The organism is Micromonospora sp. MA102 (genome assembly GCF_025460765.1).
Classification (GTDB): domain Bacteria; phylum Actinomycetota; class Actinomycetes; order Mycobacteriales; family Micromonosporaceae; genus Micromonospora; species Micromonospora halotolerans.
In genome coordinates, this window is the sequence record NZ_JAMWEG010000010.1 from 15685 (window position 1) to 31614 (window position 15930).

Consider the following 15930-nt stretch of genomic DNA (forward strand, 5'->3'; position numbering starts at 1 on the left):
ATTGCGGGCTGTTTCCGCAGGTCAGGGCGGTTCGGGCGGTCAGCCGACGAGGAGCTGGTGGGTGGCCAGCTCGCGGTAGAGCGGGCTGGCCGAGGTCAGCTCGTCGTGGGTGCCGACGGCGACCACCCGGCCGGCGTCCAGCACCACGATCTGGTCGGCGTCCACCACGGTGGAGAGGCGGTGCGCCACGATCAGCAGGGTGCGGCGCACCGCGACGGCGTCGATGGCCCGGCGCAGCGCCGCCTCGTTGCGGGCGTCGAGGTTGCTGGTCGGCTCGTCGAGCAGCAGCACCGGCGGCCCGGCCAGCAGCGCCCGGGCGATCGCCAGCCGCTGCCGCTCGCCGCCGGAGAGCAGCACGCCGCCCTCGCCGACCTGCACGTCCAGCCCGTCGGCGGTCCGCTCGGCCAGGTGCCCGAGGTTGACCTCGTCGAGCACGGCGTGCAGCTGGTCGTCGGTGGCGTCCGGAGCGGTGATCAGCAGGTTGTCCCGGAGCGTGCCGGCGAGCACCGGGGCCTCCTGCTCCACGTAGCCGAGCCGGGCCCGCAGCGCGTCCCGGGGCAGGTCGCGCACGTCGACCCCGTCCAGGCGCAGCGTGCCGCCGGTCACCTCGTAGAAGCGCTCGACCAGGGCGAGCAGGGTGGACTTGCCGGCGCCCGACGGGCCGACCAGGGCCGTGCGGGTGCCGCCCGGCACGGTGAAGCTCACCTCGTGCAGCACCGGCGGGCCGCCCGGGTAGCCGAAGTCCACCCGGTCGAACTCCACCGCCGCCGGGCCGGTCGCGCCGGGCCGGGCGGTGACCGGCGCCGGCCGCTCGTCCGCCCCCTCCCCCGGCACGGCGAGGATCTCCTCGATCCGGGCCAGCGCGCCGAGCCCCGTCTGCAGCTGGGTGTAGGCGTGCACCGCCTGCCCCAACGGCAGCACCAGGAAGAACAGGAACATCACGAAGGCCACCAGGTCGCCCACGCCGATCGCGCCGGACGCCACCCGCGCCCCGCCCACAGCCAGCACCAGCAGGAAGGCGCCCTGGACGGTGACCGTGCTGGCCGGGCCCACCACCGCCTGGGCCCGGGCCACCCGCAGCCCGGCCGCGTACGCCTCGGTCGCGCTCGACACCACGGTCGCCGTCTCCCGCCGCTCGGCGCGGCTGGCCCGGATGGTCCGGGCCGCCGAGATGGCCCGCTCGACGGCGGAGGTCATCTCGCCGACCCGCTCCTGGGCCTGGCGGGCCAGCCCGCGAACCCGCCGGGCGACCGTCAGGGCGAAGCCGACGCCCACCGCGACGGCGGCCAGGGTCACCCCGAACAGCAGCGGGTCGAGCAGCAGCATGGCGGTGCCGGCGCCGAGCACCATGACCGCCCCGGTGACGGTCTCGAAGAGGCCGGAGGTGACCACGGCCCGCAGCAGCGTGGTGTCCGCGCCGACCCGGGAGAGCAGGTCGCCCGTGCGGCGCCGGTCGTACTCGGCGATCGGCAGCCGCAGCACGTGCCCGGCGAGCCGCCGCCGGGTGCCCAGCACGAGCCCCTCGGCGGTGCGCTGGAGCAGGAAGTCGCGGAGCCCGCCGAGCAGCGCGCCGACCACCACGAGGGCCACCAGGACGGTGACCAGCCCCGTGGCCGGGCGGCCGGCGGTGATCCGGTCGAGCACGCCCCGGGTGAGCAGGGGCTGGGCCAGCGCCGCCCCGGCGCCGGTGAACGACAGCACGCCGACCACCACGAGGGTGCCGCGGTGGGCGCGCAGGTACGGCAGCAGGGCGGCGAGCCCCGGCGGGCGGCCGGCGTCGGTGGTCATGGCAGCACCGTAACCGGGCCGGCCCAGGCTCAGCCGGTGAGCACCACCTGCAGCTCCGAGCGGCGCCGCTCGGCCAGGTCGGTGAGCAGCGCCGGCGCCTCCTCCAGCGGCACCACCGCGGAGACGAGGTGCTTGCGGACCAGGTCGCCGTACTGGCGCAGCAGCTCGATGGTCTCCGCGGAGAGCCGCTCCCGGTCCCAGGTCGGCGCCAGCCCGCGCGGCACCCGGCCGATCTGGGCGCAGCGCAGCGCCAGCCCGTTGTGGTGGAACTCCTCCCCGAGCCGGACCGCGTCCGCGCCGGCCTGGTAGAACGCCAGGTCGATCACGGTGCCCTGGGGGCGCAGCAGGCGCAGCGCGAGCTGGAGCGCCCAGTCCTGGCCCCGGCACTGGAAGACCACGTCCGCGCCCCGGTCGCCGGCGGCGTGGTTCCAGCGGGTCTTGAGCACCACGGCCGGGTCGTCCGCCGCCGGGTCGAGGGTCTCCAGGCCCAGCGCCTCGGCCACCTCCCGCCGGGCCGGGGTGGGGTCGAGGACCACCACGGACGCGGCACCGTGCCGCCGGGCGAACAGCGCGGTGAGCAGCCCGACCACCCCGCTGCCGACCACCGCCACCCGCCGCCCGCGCACCCCGTCGCCGAGCGAGCGGACGTCGGTGCCGCAGAGGTCGGCGGCGGCGTGCAGCAGGCCGTTGGCGCAGATCGGGCCCATGTGCGCGACGTAGACGCCGAGCAGCGGGTCGAGGTCGTCGGGCAGCGGCACGAACCGTTCGGCGACCGGGTCGGCCAGGTAGCCGCTGCGGTGGCCGTAGGTCATGGCGCCGACCGTGCCCACGGCGACGGCCGGGGTGCGGCTCTCCACCACCCTTCCGACCTGCATGTAGCCGAGCCGGGTGACCGGGTACGGCGTGCTGGCCTCGCCGGGCTGGAACAGCCCGAGGCCGGCGTTCCAGGTGACGTGCAGATAGGGGTTCGTGCCCTTGACGTAGCTCAGCTCGGTGCCGGCGGAGACCCCGCTGTAGAGGGTCTCCACCCGGAAGGTGCCCTCACGCAGCTCGGCCGCGTCCTGCTCGACCAGCTCGACCCGGCCCGGCCCGCTGACCACCACCACCCGGTCACGCATCGACGGTCACCCCCGTCGGCCCGGCCGGCGTCGCGTCGGCGACCGCGGCGGTGAGCCGCGCGGCCGGCCCGGTGGGCAGCGCCACCGCCCGCCCGGTGCGCGCCGACTGGGCCACCGCGAGGGCGAGCCGCTGGGTGCGCAGCGCCTCCGCGTACGGGACCCGGACGTCGTCGCCGACCCCCCGGACCGCGTCGACGAAGGCCCGGTCGACGGCCACCCGGGCGCCGTCCGGGTCGGCGGGCAGGCGCCGCTCGCCGTCGGCGTCGCAGACGGTCAGGCCGTCCTCGGCCAGGGACAGCGCCAGCCCGTCGGCGAGGATCTCCAGGCCGGCCCGGTGCTTCCAGCCGAGCACGCAGGCCGCCGCCAGGGTGCCCACCGCGCCGGAGGCGAAGCGCAGGGTGGCCGCCGTGACCGAGTCGATGTCCGCGCCCTCCACCGGCGGTGGGCTGCCGTCGCCGTACGCGGTCACCTCGGTCGCCTCGCCGACCAGCAGCCGCACCAGGTCCAGCACGTGCGCCGCCTGTTCGACGACCGGCCCGCCGGAGCGGTCCCGCCGGGCCCACCAGGCCACCGGCGGCACCTTGTCCAACCAGGCGCCGTTGACCATCCGCACCGGCCGGTCCGCGAGCAGCTGCCGGGCCTCCTCCACCACGTGCAGGTAGCGCCAGTGGTGGCCGACCGCGGTGAGCAGGCCTCGGCGCTCGACCAGCGCGGCGACCCGCTCCGCGGTCTCCAGGTCCACCGCCACCGGCTTCTCGACGAACATCGGCACGCCCGCGGCGATCACCGCCTCCTCGACCGGGCCGTGCGCGAACGGCGGCACGCAGACGTAGACCGCGTCCGGCCCGGCGGCGAGCAGCTCGTCCACGTCGCGGAAGGTCCGCGCGCCGTGCGCGCCGGCGAGCGCCGCCGCCGCCTCCGGGGCGACGTCGGTCACCCCGAGCAGTTCCACGTCCTCGAAGCCGGCCAGCACGCGGGCGTGGCGCTGCCCCACCCCGCCGGCTCCGACGAGTCCCACCCGGCACACACGCATGCTCCGACCCCTCCACCGCGAAAAACGGACCGTCGAGACCACTCCCCGCACGGCCGCGCGGCCAAACGTGTACCGGACGCGCAATCAGACGTTCACCGGCCGGGAACCGCCCGGAACCACCTTGGTGATCAGGTGTTCGGCATGATCCGGTTAGCACGGGCGGCGGATTGGGCAAACCAGGAGCCCGTGGATCCGCCACGACCTGGGAGCGTGCCTGTGCCGGATACAGCGTCGACCGTCTCACCCGTGGTGGAGGCCTGGGCCACATACCGCACCACGTCCGCCGACGACTGGCCGGCGCGCCGCCTGCTGCGCGCCAAGGGCGCGAGCCGGGTCAGCGTGGTGCTGCCGGCCCGCAACGAGGAGGCGACCGTCGGGGCGATCGTCTCGACGATCCGCCAGCACCTGATGGACCGGGTGCCGCTGGTGGACGAGCTGATCGTGGTGGACTCGCGATCCACCGACCGGACCGCGCAGGTGGCCCGGGCGGCCGGCGCCGAGGTGGTCAGCCAGGACGCCATGACGCGCGGGCTGCCCCGGCTCAGCGGCAAGGGGGACGCGCTCTGGGCCGGGCTGGCGGCGGCGGAGGGCGACGTGGTCGCGTTCGTCGACGCCGACCTGCGGGAGTTCCGGCCGCACTTCGTCACCGGACTGGTCGGGCCGCTGCTCACCGACCCGTCGGTCGACTTCGTGAAGGGCTTCTACCACCGGCCCCTGGTCCGCGCCACCGGGGTGGAGGCCGACGGCGGGGGCCGGGTGACCGAGCTGATGGCCCGGCCGCTGCTGAACCTGTTCTGGCCGGAGCTGGCCGGCTTCGTGCAGCCGCTCGCCGGCGAGTACGCGGGCCGCCGCGAGGTGCTGGCGCAGGTGCCGTTCGTCTCCGGCTACGGCGTCGAGACGGCGATGCTCATCGACCTGCTGGAGCTGGTCGGGCTGGACGCGCTGGCCCAGGTGGACCTGGGCGAGCGCAAGCACCGCCACCAGGACACCGCCGCGCTGGGCCGGATGTCGGCGCAGATCCTGCTGACCGCCTGGTCCCGGTTGCAGCGGCGCGGCTGGGCGGTGCCCGGCCTGGAGCCGACCGCCCTGCTGACCCAGTTCCGGCGGGGCGGCTCGGAGGCACTGCCCCACCTGGACCGCGAGATCGTGGTCAGCGACGTCTCGATCGAGGAGCGGCCGCCGCTGGAGCAGCTGCGGCACCGGGTGCCGCGGCGACGGGTCGCGGCGTGAGCGCCGCCCGAGGAAGGGACGCCGCACGATGACTCTCACTGTCCTGATGAACGCGGGTCCCTGGCTGTCGGTGCCGCCGCCCGGCTACGGCGGGATCGAGAACGTCGTCGCCACGCTGGTGCCGGAGCTGCGCCGGCTCGGCGTGCGGGTGGTGCTCGCCTCGGTGGAGACCAGCACGCTGCCGGTCGACGAGCGGATCTCGGTCTTCCCGGACGGGCAGTTCCACGCCCTGCAACGGCCGTACAACCAGGTCTGCGGGGTGGCCCAGGCGCACCTGCACGGGGTGGTCCGCGCGCTGCACGCCCGCGACGACATCGACCTGGTGCACGACCACGTGGAGGCGGTCGGACTGGCCACCATGGCGGCGATGGGCCCGGACGCCCCACCGGCGCTGCACACCCTGCACTGGGACCTGGCCAAGCACCCGGAGCTGTACGGCAACCTCGACGGCGGCGGCCGGGTGCGCGTCAGCGGCGTCTCGGCCAGTCAGCTCGCCCGCGCGCCGCGGGCCCTCCAGGACCACTCGGTCGGCCACGTGCACCTGTCCACCCCGCTGGCGGTGGGCGCGGACCGCCGGCCGCCCGTGGCGAAGGGTGAGCACGTGGTCATCCTGGGCCGGATCAACCCGGGCAAGGGGCAGGACCTGGGCGCCCGGCTGGCCCGGCAGGTCGGCTTCCCGCTGGTGCTGGCGGGTCCCGTGGGTCCGTACCACCGGCCCGAGGACCTGGCCGCGGCGGGCGACGAGGCCCGGCAGAACCCGGACGTCCGGTTCTTCTACGACCACGTCGCCCCGCACGTCGACGGCGACCTGGTGCGGTGGGTGGGCACGGTCGCCGGGCCGGAGCGCGACGACCTGGTGGCGGGGGCGCGGGCCTCGCTGTTCCCGCTGCGCTGGGAGGAGCCCGGGGGCACCGCGGTGGTCGAATCACTCGCGCTCGGGACGCCGGTGGTGGCCACCGCCCGGGGCTGCCTGCCGGAGCTGATCGAGCACGGCCGCACCGGCCTGCTCACCGCCGACGAGGAGGAGCTGGGCGACCTGGTGCTGGCCGCCGGCCTGCTCGACGAGGACGAGTGCCGGCGCGAGGCGGCCACGCGGTTCACCCCGGAGCTGATGGCCCAGCGGTACGTGGAGCTGTACCAGCAGGTCCGCCGGCTCGCCGCCCGGTCGTTGCAGCTCGCCTGAGCCGACGGGTCCCCCGGGGGCGTTTGCCCCCGGTGGGTCCGGGAATGCCGCCCGGTCCCTTGTCTGGCGAGGAGGCCGGCATGACGAACTCGATGGCCCACTCCCGTGGGCGGCGCAACCCGGCCGACGGCCGGGCGCCGGTACGCCGGGCCGCGGCGACGGTCGGCGTGCTCTTCCTGGTGATCGGCGTGCTGGGCTTCATCCCCGGCATCACCACCCACTTCGGCGACCTCAAGTTCGCCGGGCACGACTCCGACGCGAAACTGCTCGGGCTGTTCCAGGTCTCGGTGCTGCACAACATCGTGCACCTGCTGTTCGGCGTCGCCGGCCTGCTGCTGGCCCGGACCGTCTCCGGCTCGCGGGCGTTCCTGATCGGCGGTGGCGCGATCTACCTCGTGCTCTGGCTCTACGGCGTGGTGGTCGACCATGACAGCGGCGCGAACTTCATCCCGCTGAACGGCGCGGACAACTGGCTGCACTTCCTGCTCGGGGTCGGCATGATCGCCCTCGGGCTGCTCACCACCCGGGGCACGAACCGACGCTGACCCGGCCCGCCCGGGCCGGGTGTCCGGTTTCGCCCGGCCCACGCGGGGGTATCTCCCAGGCCCACGACGAGATGGAAACGAGGGCCTGGATGTCCACCCGGATCAGGTGCGAGGTCCGCGACGAGACGCCGGTCACCGTCGTACGGCTGGTGGGCACGCTCGACCTGGGCACGATGCGCTCGGTGCACACGGTCCTGGACCGCTGCCTCGCCGCGCAGCCGGACGCTCTGGTGGTCGACCTGGAGAAGCTCGTCGTCACGGACCCGCTCGCCCTGTCCGTCTTCGCCGCCGCGGCCCGCCGGGCCGCGGACTGGCCGGCGGTGCCGATGGTGCTGTCCGCCCCGCCGCAGGAGACGGCCGCCTGGCTCGCCGAGACGACCGCGTGCCGGGTGGTGCCGGTCCGCCGCGACTGCACGGAGGCGACCGCGCTGGCCGGGGCGGCTGCGGCGCCGCGCCTGCGGGCCCGTTTGGAGCCGGTGGCCGACGCCTGCCGCCGGGCCCGCGAGCTGGTCACCGACGCGTGCGCCCGGTGGAACGTCCCGGAGCTGGCCGGCCCGGCCTCGCTGGTTCTCAGCGAGCTGGTCGGCAACGTGGTCCGGCACGCCGGCACCCCCATGCAGGTGACGCTGACCCTGCGCCGGCCGTACCTGCGGGTGGCGGTCATGGACGGCAGCCCGGCCGATCCGCGGGTGGCGACCGACCCCGATCTGCGCGCCGAGGGTGGACGCGGGCTCATGCTGGTCCGCGAGCTGACCCAGCGCTGGGGCAGCACCCCGGCGGGCGCGGGCAAGGTGGTCTGGGCCATGCTACCGGCGAACTGACCGAATTCTCCGCTCTCGCCTGCTTTGATGAGCTGAGGGGACGGGTACGCGTGCCCGTCCTGTCTGTCGTCACACGGGGTGAGAAGCCATGCCGAAGCAGGTAGTCAGGGAGCCACGAGACCGGGGACCTGCGATCCTCGCGCCGGCCCGCTTCGGCGGCTACCCCGGCCCGGTCCGGGAGCCGATCAAGGGCAACTCGCTGTGGCGGCTGGCGCGGACCACCGACGCGAAGCTCATCGGCCTGCTCTACCTGATCACGTCCTTCGCGTGGTTCATCGTCGGCGGGATCATGGCGATGCTCCTCCGGGCGGAGCTGGGCCAGCCCGGGATGCAGTTCCTCTCCCCCGAGCAGTACAACCAGCTCTTCACCATGCACGGCACGATCATGCTGCTGCTGTTCGCGACGCCCATGGTGTTCGGGTTCGGCAACTACATCGTGCCGTTGCAGATCGGCGCGCCGGACGTGGCGTTCCCCCGGCTCAACGCCTTCGCGTACTGGCTCTACTTCTTCGGGGGCCTGATCGTCCTGGCCGGGTTCATCACCCCGCAGGGCGCCGCGGACTTCGGCTGGACCGCCTACACCCCACTGAGCACCGCGCAGCACAGCCCGGGCGTCGGCGGGAACATGTGGGTGGTCGGCCTGGCGCTCTCCGGTCTGGGCACCATCCTCGGCGCCGTCAACCTGATCACCACGATCATCACCCTGCGCGCGCCCGGCATGACGCTGTTCCGGATGCCGATCTTCACCTGGAACCTGCTGCTCACCAGCGTCCTGGTGATCCTCGTCTTCCCGCTGCTGGCCGCCGCGCTGTTCGCGCTCGCCGCGGACCGGATCCTGCACGCGCACGTCTACGACCCGACCACCGGCGGGCCGATGCTCTGGCAGCACCTGTTCTGGTTCTTCGGCCATCCCGAGGTCTACATCGTCGCGCTGCCGTTCTTCGGCATCATCACCGAGATCATCCCGGTGTTCTCGCGGAAGCCGATCTTCGGCTACACCGGTCTGGTGCTCGCCACCATCGCGATCACCGTGCTGTCGATGACCGTCTGGGCGCACCACATGTTCGCCACCGGCCAGGTGCTGCTGCCGTTCTTCAGCATCCTCAGCTATCTCATCGCGGTGCCGACGGGCGTGAAGTTCTTCAACTGGATCGGCACCATGTGGAAGGGCCAGATCACCTTCGAGACGCCGATGCTGTTCGCCATCGGCTTCCTGGTCACGTTCCTTCTCGGCGGCCTCACCGGGGTGCTGCTGGCCAGCCCGCCGGCCGACTTCCAGGTCACCGACACCTACTTCGTGGTGGCGCACTTCCACTACGTGCTCTTCGGCACCATCGTGTTCGCCGCGTTCGGCGGCCTCTACTTCTGGTTCCCGAAGATGACCGGGCGGATGCTCGACGAGCGCCTGGGCAAAATCCACTTCTGGACCATGTTCATCGGCTTCCACGCCACCTTCCTCGTCCAGCACTGGCTCGGCGCCGAGGGCATGCCCCGCCGGTACGCCGACTACCTGCCCAGCGACGGCTTCACCACGCTCAACGTGATCTCCACCCTCGGCTCCTTCCTGCTCGGCGCGTCCACCCTCTTCGTGATCTGGAACATCTGGAAGTCCTGGCGCTACGGCGCCATGGTGACCGTGGACGACCCGTGGGGCTTCGGCAACTCCCTCGAGTGGGCCACCACCTGCCCGCCCCCGCTGCGCAACTTCGACCGGATGCCGCGGATCCGCTCCGAGCGGCCGGCCTTCGACCTGAAGTACGGCCCGCTCGTCTCCGACCTCGGCCGTGACCTGCCGCAGCGCACCACCAAGCCGCCGCAGCACTTCATGGAGGAGCTGCGCCACGTGCCGTACACGCCGGAGTCGCCGGCCGCCGAGGGCGCGCACGGCGCCCGCGAGGCCGTCGAGTACCAACCCGCGCCGCAATCCGGCGCCCGCCCGGTCGACGTGCCGGAGCCGGAGGAAGTGCGGCGGCCCAGCTTCGACGAATCCGACGAGCCGGAGCAGACCCAGTTGGGTCCACAGCGCAGCACGCCGTCGAACCCCCGCTGGGAACACCCCCGTGGGCACGGGGACACCCCGGAGAACTGACCGGACAGGGAAGGGCCGGCGCCCGTCGGGCGCCGGCCCTTCTCCGCCCCGGGTACGCGTGCGCGGGCGACCCCGCCTCGGACACGGCACCGCGCCGGCCCCCGGGACGGGAGCCGGCGCGGTCCGGATCGGTCAGTCGGCGGCGGGCAGGCCGGCCGCGGCGAGCGAGCGGCGCACCGCGGGCTGCACCCGGGTCAGCCGCAGCGGCACCCCGGTGCGGGCGGCGGCGTCCCGGCCGGCCATCAGCGCGGCGATCCCGCCCGCGTCGAAGCCGCCCGCGCCCACCAGGTCGACCACGACCTCGCGGGGCTGCCCGGTGACCGCCTCCAGCATGGCCTTCCGGAGCCGGTCCGCGCCGTCCCGGTCGACCTCTCCCCCGACCTCGACGACCACCCGGTCGCCGTTCTGCTTCACCGAGATCCTCGCCCGGGCCGGCTCGGACTCGGCCGCGCCGTTCTGCCACGGTGGCGGGGCGTCGGCGAGCATCGCCTGGCGCAGCCAGGTCAGCGCCCGGGAGAGCAGCCGCGACACGTGCATCTGCGAGATGCCGAACCGGGCGGCGATCTCCGCCTGGGTCTGGTTGCCGTAGAAGCGCATGGCGAGGATCCGCCGCTCGCGCCACGGCAACCGGTGCAGCAGCCCGCTGACCGTGACCCGGTCGTCGACCGACTCCAGGGCGTTGTCCGACTCGCCGACCAGGTCGCCGAACTCGGCGGAACTCTCCCCGCCGACCGGCGCGTTGAGCGAGGCCGGGCTGTAGCCGGCGGCCGACTCCAGCGCGGCGAGGATCTCCTCCTCCGGCGTCTCCAGCCGCTCGGCCAGCTCGGCGACCGTGGGCGCCCGCGACAGCTCGCTGGTCAGCGCCGCCGTCGCCTGCCCGACCTCGAGGATCAGGTCACGCAGCCGGCGCGGCACGTGCACACCCCAGGTGCGGTCCCGGAAGTGCCGTTTGATCTCACCGACGATGGTGATCGCCGCGTACGCGGTGAACGAGCCCCGCTCCGGGTCGTACCGGTCGACGGCGTTCACCAGGCCGAGGCGGGCCACCTGCTCCAGGTCCTCCAGCGGTTCCCCGCGACCCCGGTAGCGGCGGGCCAGCCGCCCGGCGAAGGGCAGCGCGAAGCGCACCAGGTCGTCCCGTGCCTCCTGCCGCCGCTCGGGTGGCAGGGCGGCGATCCGTGCCGCGTACGCCAGCGCCGCCGCATCGAGGTCCTCCAGGCCCCGCTCGGTCGGTGGTGGTGTGGGTGTGGTGGTCTGTCCGAACATCCGCGCCTCCCTCAGGAAGGTCCCCCGCCCGGATCGGAACCGGTCGTGCGCGTGGTCGAGCCACGCACCGGGCCGGAAGTTGGGTTACGTGACGGCACGCCGGAAGCGGCGGCCGCCCGCCGCACGGCGTCGTGGGCCGTTCCGCGGCGAGCGGTGTTCCCGCTCCGTAGGTACTCAATCACGGTCCGCAGGATCGCGAGGATGTTTCGCCAGGTTGGCCGGCGACCCGCCGGCGGCCGCGCTCAGGAGACCAGTAACCCCTGGTGGGCGCCCGCGTCGCGCAGCGCGGTGAGGGCCTCGGCCATCCGCAGCGGCGGCGGCACGGGCAGGTCGTACGCCTGGTTGCGCAACACCTCCGTGGCACGGCGGGTGGGCACCGCGGTGACCGGGTAGCCCCGCGCGGAGCCCCGGTCCAGGGCGCGCCGGCGGCGGCCGAACCCGGCCACCGCGAGCCACTGCGGCAGGCCGGCGAGGGCGGGCGACCGGACCCCGGGCGGCTCCGGCAGCACGTCCACCGAGCTGAAGGGCTCGCTGCCGGCGAGCCACCACTCCACCCCCTGCACCCGGCGGCGGGTCGCGTTCTCGCACCAGTAGGGCACCAGGCCCGCCCGGAGCACCTGCCACGGGTCGAGCAGCCGGCCGCACTCGACCACGAGGCGGTCGCCGGTCTTCCCGGCCCGGCGCAGCCAGCGCCGGTACAGGTCGGCGGTGGCCGCGCTCAACGCGTCCGGCTGCGGGACGACGACCCGGTGCAGCGGGTGCCCGTGCCGGCCGCCCCACTCCCGGGCGTCGTGCTCGAAACCGGACTCCACGCCGTTCTCGGCGAACGCCGCCGGGGACGTGACGTCCGGCGGGGTCCAGCGCGCTCCGTCACCGCCCGCCGAGCGCAGCACCTGACGCAGCGCGTGCGCGTCCGGGTGGAAGTCGACCGGGTCGAGGCCGCTGGCCGGGCAGCCGACCTGGAAGCTGTGGCCGCTCCCCTCGTCCCGCACCGGCCAGGTGCGCGCGTCGTGCAGCAGCAGCACCGGCGCCCCGGGCTCCAGCCCCTCGGCCAGGAACCGGGCGTACGCCGCGGGCAGCGCCCGCCAGCGGACCGCGAGGCTCACCGTGGCGGCCGCCGACGCGCCCCGGCTGGCGGGGCAGTGCACCTGCCGGACGTGCACGCGGGCGTTGCCGGCGAGCATCCGGCCGGCCAGCGCGGCCCCGTGGTCGAGTGCGGCGTCCGGGCGGTCCACCGAGCCCCGGGCCCAGTGCGCGGCCACCTCGAACCCGGCCGGCAGCCACGGCACCCCGAGGGCCACCGCGAGGTGCGCGGCGGCGCCGTGCGGCGATCCGAGCACCGCGCCGGGCCAGCGGCGGGCCGGGTACTGGTCGACGAACCAGGCGGCCACCCGCTCGGCGTCCAGGTCGGCGACCTGCGCGGGGGTGAGCGCGGCCCGGCCGGCGGCCCGCGCCGCGGCGGCCCGCCGCACCGGCTCCGGTGCCCCGGTGAAGCGCGACAGCGGCCCGGCGTGGCCGAGGTCGCCACAGTCGTCCCCGCGCAGCGCGCGGGCCGTCACGGCGACCAGGAGCCGGGCGGCGCTGCCCGCCGCCACCACCCGCTCGCCGGTCAGACCGGCGCCGGACGCCGCCGGCCCCACCGGCACCTTCCGACCCGGCCCCACCTTGCCTCGTTCGCTCACCACGCGGCCCGGCTTCCCGTCCCTCTGGGGTCTAAACGGCGCATCCCCCCACGGGTCGGACCAATCAGCGGGCCGGCGGCGGCACCGCGCGCGGCACGCAGCCGAGCCCTTCCGCCGTGCCCCGCCGTCCCGGGCGGAACGGGGGCGAAAGCCGCGGGGCCGGGCGGCGGCACGACAACGGCCGGCACCGCCCACGTAGGGCGGCGCCGGCCGGACGCGTGGTCCGGTCCCCGCTAGACCAGGTCCTCCGCCTCCACGGCCGTCCCGGTCTCCAGCACCCGCTCCCGGACCCGCCGGGCGGCGTCCCCGTCGGCGAACAGGCCGCGCAGGTCGGCCAGGGCCGGCTCGGGCGGGTCCAGCGCCACCGCCGGGTCGACCACGGCCTCCAGCACGCTGGGCCGGTCCGCGGCGAGCACCTCGTCCCAGGCGGGACCGATCAGGTCGGGGCGGTCCACCCGCACCCCGTGCAGGCCGAGCAGCCGGGCCCAGCCGGCGTACGGCACGTCGGGGCGCCGGTCGGCGAACGCGCCGGGCGGGCGCCCGCCGCCCATTCCGGACTGGTCACGGTTGTTCAACACCAGCACCACGAGGCGGGGATCCCGCCACTCCTGCCAGTGGTGCGCCACGGTGATCAGCTCGGCGAGCCCGTTGAGCTGCATGGCGCCGTCGCCGAGCAGCGCGATCACCGGCTCGTCGGGCCGGGCGAGCTTGGCGGCGACCGCGTACGGCAGCGCGCAGCCCATCGAGCCGAGCGTGCCGCAGAGCTGGGCCCGCACGCCCGGGGGCAGTTGCAGGTGCCGGGCGTACCAGTAGATGACCGAACCGACGTCCACCGCGACGGAGCCCTCGTGCGGCAGCCGGGCGGAGAGCTCGTGCAGCACCAGCTGCGGGTTCACCGGCTCGGCCGGGGCGGCGGCCCGCTCGGCCGCAGCGTCGCGCCACCGGTCGACCGAGCTCTCCACCACGCCCCGCCACCGGGCGTTGGGCCGGTCCGGCACCCGGGCCAACAGCGCGCGCAGGGTCTCGGCGGCGTCGCCGACCAGCGGCACGTCCACCGGGTAGCGGGTGCCGATACGCCGGCCGTCGATGTCGATCTGGACGGTGCGGACCTGACCCGGCATCGGGAACCAGTCGGTCCACGGGTCGTTGGTGCCGACCATGAGCAGCGTGTCGCAGCCGCCCATGAGCTGCGCGGCGGCGGTGGTGCCCACCTCGCCGAGCACGCCGGTGTGGAAGGGCAGCCGCTCGTCCAGCACCGGCTTGCCCAGCAGGGAGGTGGCCACGCCCGCGCTGAGCCGGTCGGCCATGGCGATCACCTCCGCGGCCGCGCCGTGCGCGCCCTGGCCGACCAGGATCGCCAGCCGCTGGCCGGTGCCGAGCAGCGCGGCGGCGGCGTCCAGGTCGGCGTCGTGCGGCAGTACGCGGGCCAGCGGCTCCCCCGGGGTCGCCGACATCACGCCGGCGGTCTGCGGCAGCAGGTCGGGCACGGCGGCGAGCTGCAACGCGTGCGGCAGCACCACGCAGGTCGGGCTGCGGGTCGCCGCCGCCGTGCGGAACGCCTGGTCCAGCAGCACCGGCACCTGGTCGGGGCTGCGGCCGTAGCGGACGAACTGGTTGCAGACGTCGCCGAAGAGCCGGCTCAGCCCGATCTCCTCGTGCGCCCCGCCGAGCGGCCCGCTGACGTCCTCGCCGACGATCGCCACCACCGGTTTGCTGTCCAGCTTGGCGTCGTAGAGGCCGTTGAGCAGGTGCACCGCGGCCGGGCCCTGGGTGGCCAGGCACACGCCGATCTCGCCGGTGAACTTGGCGTGGCCGGTGGCCATGAACGCGGCGGTCTCCTCGTGCCGGGCGGGGATGAACTCCGGATCCCCGCCCGCGGCGTCGAGGGCGGCGACCAGCGGGGCGATGGCCGCGCCCGGGTAGCCGAACGCCCGGGGCACCCGCCAGGCGCGCAGCCGTTCGACGACGAGGTCCGCCACCGTGCGGTCAGCCATTGCCCCGCCCGGGCGTGCTGGCGTCGACGTAGCGCAGCACCGCGCCCACCCCGTCGGTGAGTTCCGGCGCCTCCTCGGGCGCGAGCACGGTGAGCTCGGCGTCGGTGCCGATGAGGGCGCGCAGGAGCGCGGCGTCGGCGCGCACCTTCTGCGGGTCGGCCACGGACATGTCCCGCAGCTGTCCCGGGTCGGTGGCGATCTCGGTGGGTTCCGGACCGATCCACAGCTCGCCGTCGGCGGACGCGTCGTCGACGATCAGCATGGTGTCGACCTGGTCGCGTTGCAGGGCGGAGACCACCGCGTCGAGGCCGGCGCCGACGTCCTCCTGCACGCCGAAGCGGTCGAGCGCGGTGGCGATCCGCTGGTCGGCGACCTCGGCGACGGTCTGCACGGTGATGTCGTCCATGAGGGTGTCGTCGGCGCCGATGGGGTCGCGGGCGCCGGCGTCCGTGCGCACGAGAACGTCCTGCCAGCGCTCCGGCAGCTGGGCCGCGATCATTCCGGTGGCCCGGATGTCACCGGCCACCACCACGACGTCGGCACCGACCCGGTCGGCCAGCTCGGCGGTGGCCGCGGCGACGTCACCGGCGTTGTGGTGCCAGGCCTCCATGGCGGCCCGCTGGTAGCGGGACTGCGACCAGCCGCCCGGCTGCACCCGGCGCAGCTGTCTGCTCTCCCGCCCCTTCACGGTGGCCCGGCGTGGCACCCCGCCGGCGCTGACCGCGACCGCGTCGGCGCCGGTCCGGTCCGCCAGCACCCGCACCCAGGCGATCTGCTCACCGCGCTGGGCGACCAGCGGCATGGTGTGCGGCAGCGCGGACCAGGTGGCCAGGTCGCGCAGTGGCGGCGCGGAGAGGTATTCGGTGAGCACCACCCGCCCGTGGGCGGCGAAGACCGCGATGCCGTAGTCGCCGGGCATCGGTTGGTGCCGGCGGACCACCTCCTCGACGGCCTCGATCGTCACCGGGTCGGCGCCCTGCCCGATCAGGTCCCCCTTGAGCGCGCGCCAGCGCAGGTCGACCTGCGGGCGTGCGTCGTGGGTGTCCCGCGAGGCGTCCAGGTACACCGAGCACCAGGGCCCGGGACGGTCGTAGAGCGGGCGCAGGAAGGACAGCTGCATGCTCGACCCCTTTCCAGCTCGGCCGCACGCATACCCGCGCGACCCGGGATGTCACCTTCCG

12 protein-coding genes are annotated in these 15930 nt (G+C 75.1%); 5 read left to right on the plus strand and 7 right to left on the minus strand.

All coding sequences use genetic code 11. The features are described from left to right. Window positions 1-39 precede the first annotated feature (39 nt). Genes NFX44_RS20585 through NFX44_RS20595 form a run of 3 tightly spaced genes read right to left on the minus strand, consistent with a single transcriptional unit; the run spans window position 40 to window position 3939 of the window. Window positions 40-1788 (minus strand): ABC transporter ATP-binding protein, encoded by a 1749-nt coding sequence (locus NFX44_RS20585; RefSeq protein WP_262285195.1) that lies wholly within the window; start codon window positions 1786-1788, stop codon window positions 40-42. Window positions 1789-1817: 29 nt separating this feature from the next. Beyond that, complete coding sequence (locus NFX44_RS20590; protein ID WP_262285196.1) at window positions 1818-2906, minus strand: zinc-binding dehydrogenase; 1089 nt, start codon at window positions 2904-2906, stop codon at window positions 1818-1820. Further along, window positions 2899-3939: a Gfo/Idh/MocA family protein gene (locus tag NFX44_RS20595; protein WP_262285197.1), complete on the minus strand. Its 1041-nt coding sequence runs from the start codon at window positions 3937-3939 to the stop codon at window positions 2899-2901. Before NFX44_RS20595 ends, NFX44_RS20590 begins: the two co-directional genes overlap by 8 nt. 249 nt (window positions 3940-4188) lie before the next feature. Here NFX44_RS20595 and NFX44_RS20600 point away from each other — a divergent pair, with 249 nt between their 5' ends. From NFX44_RS20600 to ctaD, 5 genes are all read left to right on the plus strand, one after another. Then, the gene (locus NFX44_RS20600) at window positions 4189-5169 is read left to right on the plus strand and encodes a glucosyl-3-phosphoglycerate synthase (RefSeq protein WP_262285369.1); all 981 of its coding nucleotides are present in this window, start codon (window positions 4189-4191) and stop codon (window positions 5167-5169) included. Window positions 5170-5197: 28 nt separating this feature from the next. Then, the gene (locus tag NFX44_RS20605; RefSeq protein ID WP_262285198.1) at window positions 5198-6352 is read left to right on the plus strand and encodes a glycosyltransferase; all 1155 of its coding nucleotides are present in this window, start codon (window positions 5198-5200) and stop codon (window positions 6350-6352) included. An 80-nt stretch (window positions 6353-6432) separates the two neighbouring features. Then, window positions 6433-6897 (plus strand): DUF4383 domain-containing protein, encoded by a 465-nt coding sequence (locus NFX44_RS20610; protein ID WP_262285199.1) that lies wholly within the window; start codon window positions 6433-6435, stop codon window positions 6895-6897. Window positions 6898-6986: 89 nt separating this feature from the next. Next, on the plus strand, window positions 6987-7718 hold the full coding sequence (locus NFX44_RS20615; protein WP_262285200.1) for an ATP-binding protein: 732 nt from the start codon (window positions 6987-6989) through the stop codon (window positions 7716-7718). Window positions 7719-7806: 88 nt separating this feature from the next. Continuing rightward, the gene (gene ctaD / locus NFX44_RS20620; RefSeq protein ID WP_262285201.1) at window positions 7807-9807 is read left to right on the plus strand and encodes a cytochrome c oxidase subunit I; all 2001 of its coding nucleotides are present in this window, start codon (window positions 7807-7809) and stop codon (window positions 9805-9807) included. 132 nt (window positions 9808-9939) lie between these two features. Here the strand turns inward: ctaD and NFX44_RS20625 are convergent, their stop codons facing one another. The 4 genes from NFX44_RS20625 to NFX44_RS20640 form a co-directional block, all read right to left on the minus strand. Next, window positions 9940-11073, minus strand: a complete 1134-nt coding sequence (locus NFX44_RS20625; protein WP_262285202.1) for a SigB/SigF/SigG family RNA polymerase sigma factor — start codon at window positions 11071-11073, stop codon at window positions 9940-9942. A gap of 242 nt (window positions 11074-11315) precedes the next feature. Beyond that, window positions 11316-12713, minus strand: a complete 1398-nt coding sequence (locus tag NFX44_RS20630; RefSeq protein ID WP_262285370.1) for a hypothetical protein — start codon at window positions 12711-12713, stop codon at window positions 11316-11318. A 275-nt stretch (window positions 12714-12988) separates the two neighbouring features. Next, window positions 12989-14749 (minus strand): thiamine pyrophosphate-binding protein, encoded by a 1761-nt coding sequence (locus NFX44_RS20635; protein ID WP_262285203.1) that lies wholly within the window; start codon window positions 14747-14749, stop codon window positions 12989-12991. Beyond that, complete coding sequence (locus NFX44_RS20640; protein WP_262285204.1) at window positions 14742-15869, minus strand: Vms1/Ankzf1 family peptidyl-tRNA hydrolase; 1128 nt, start codon at window positions 15867-15869, stop codon at window positions 14742-14744. The genes NFX44_RS20635 and NFX44_RS20640 overlap by 8 nt, the downstream gene beginning before the upstream one ends. Window positions 15870-15930: the final 61 nt, after the last annotated feature.

Excerpts from the sequence above, each read along its gene's own strand:
- NFX44_RS20625 (WP_262285202.1), bottom strand. The coding sequence starts at position 11,073 with ATGTTCGGACAGACCACCACACCCACACCACCACCGACCGAGCGGGGC.
- NFX44_RS20605 (WP_262285198.1), top strand. The coding sequence starts at position 5,198 with ATGACTCTCACTGTCCTGATGAACGCGGGTCCCTGGCTGTCGGTGCCG.
- NFX44_RS20635 (WP_262285203.1), bottom strand. The coding sequence starts at position 14,749 with ATGGCTGACCGCACGGTGGCGGACCTCGTCGTCGAACGGCTGCGCGCC.
- NFX44_RS20610 (WP_262285199.1), top strand. The coding sequence starts at position 6,433 with ATGACGAACTCGATGGCCCACTCCCGTGGGCGGCGCAACCCGGCCGAC.
- NFX44_RS20615 (WP_262285200.1), top strand. The coding sequence starts at position 6,987 with ATGTCCACCCGGATCAGGTGCGAGGTCCGCGACGAGACGCCGGTCACC.
- NFX44_RS20640 (WP_262285204.1), bottom strand. The coding sequence starts at position 15,869 with ATGCAGCTGTCCTTCCTGCGCCCGCTCTACGACCGTCCCGGGCCCTGG.
- NFX44_RS20590 (WP_262285196.1), bottom strand. The coding sequence starts at position 2,906 with ATGCGTGACCGGGTGGTGGTGGTCAGCGGGCCGGGCCGGGTCGAGCTG.
- NFX44_RS20595 (WP_262285197.1), bottom strand. The coding sequence starts at position 3,939 with ATGCGTGTGTGCCGGGTGGGACTCGTCGGAGCCGGCGGGGTGGGGCAG.
- ctaD (WP_262285201.1), top strand. The coding sequence starts at position 7,807 with ATGCCGAAGCAGGTAGTCAGGGAGCCACGAGACCGGGGACCTGCGATC.
- NFX44_RS20585 (WP_262285195.1), bottom strand. The coding sequence starts at position 1,788 with ATGACCACCGACGCCGGCCGCCCGCCGGGGCTCGCCGCCCTGCTGCCG.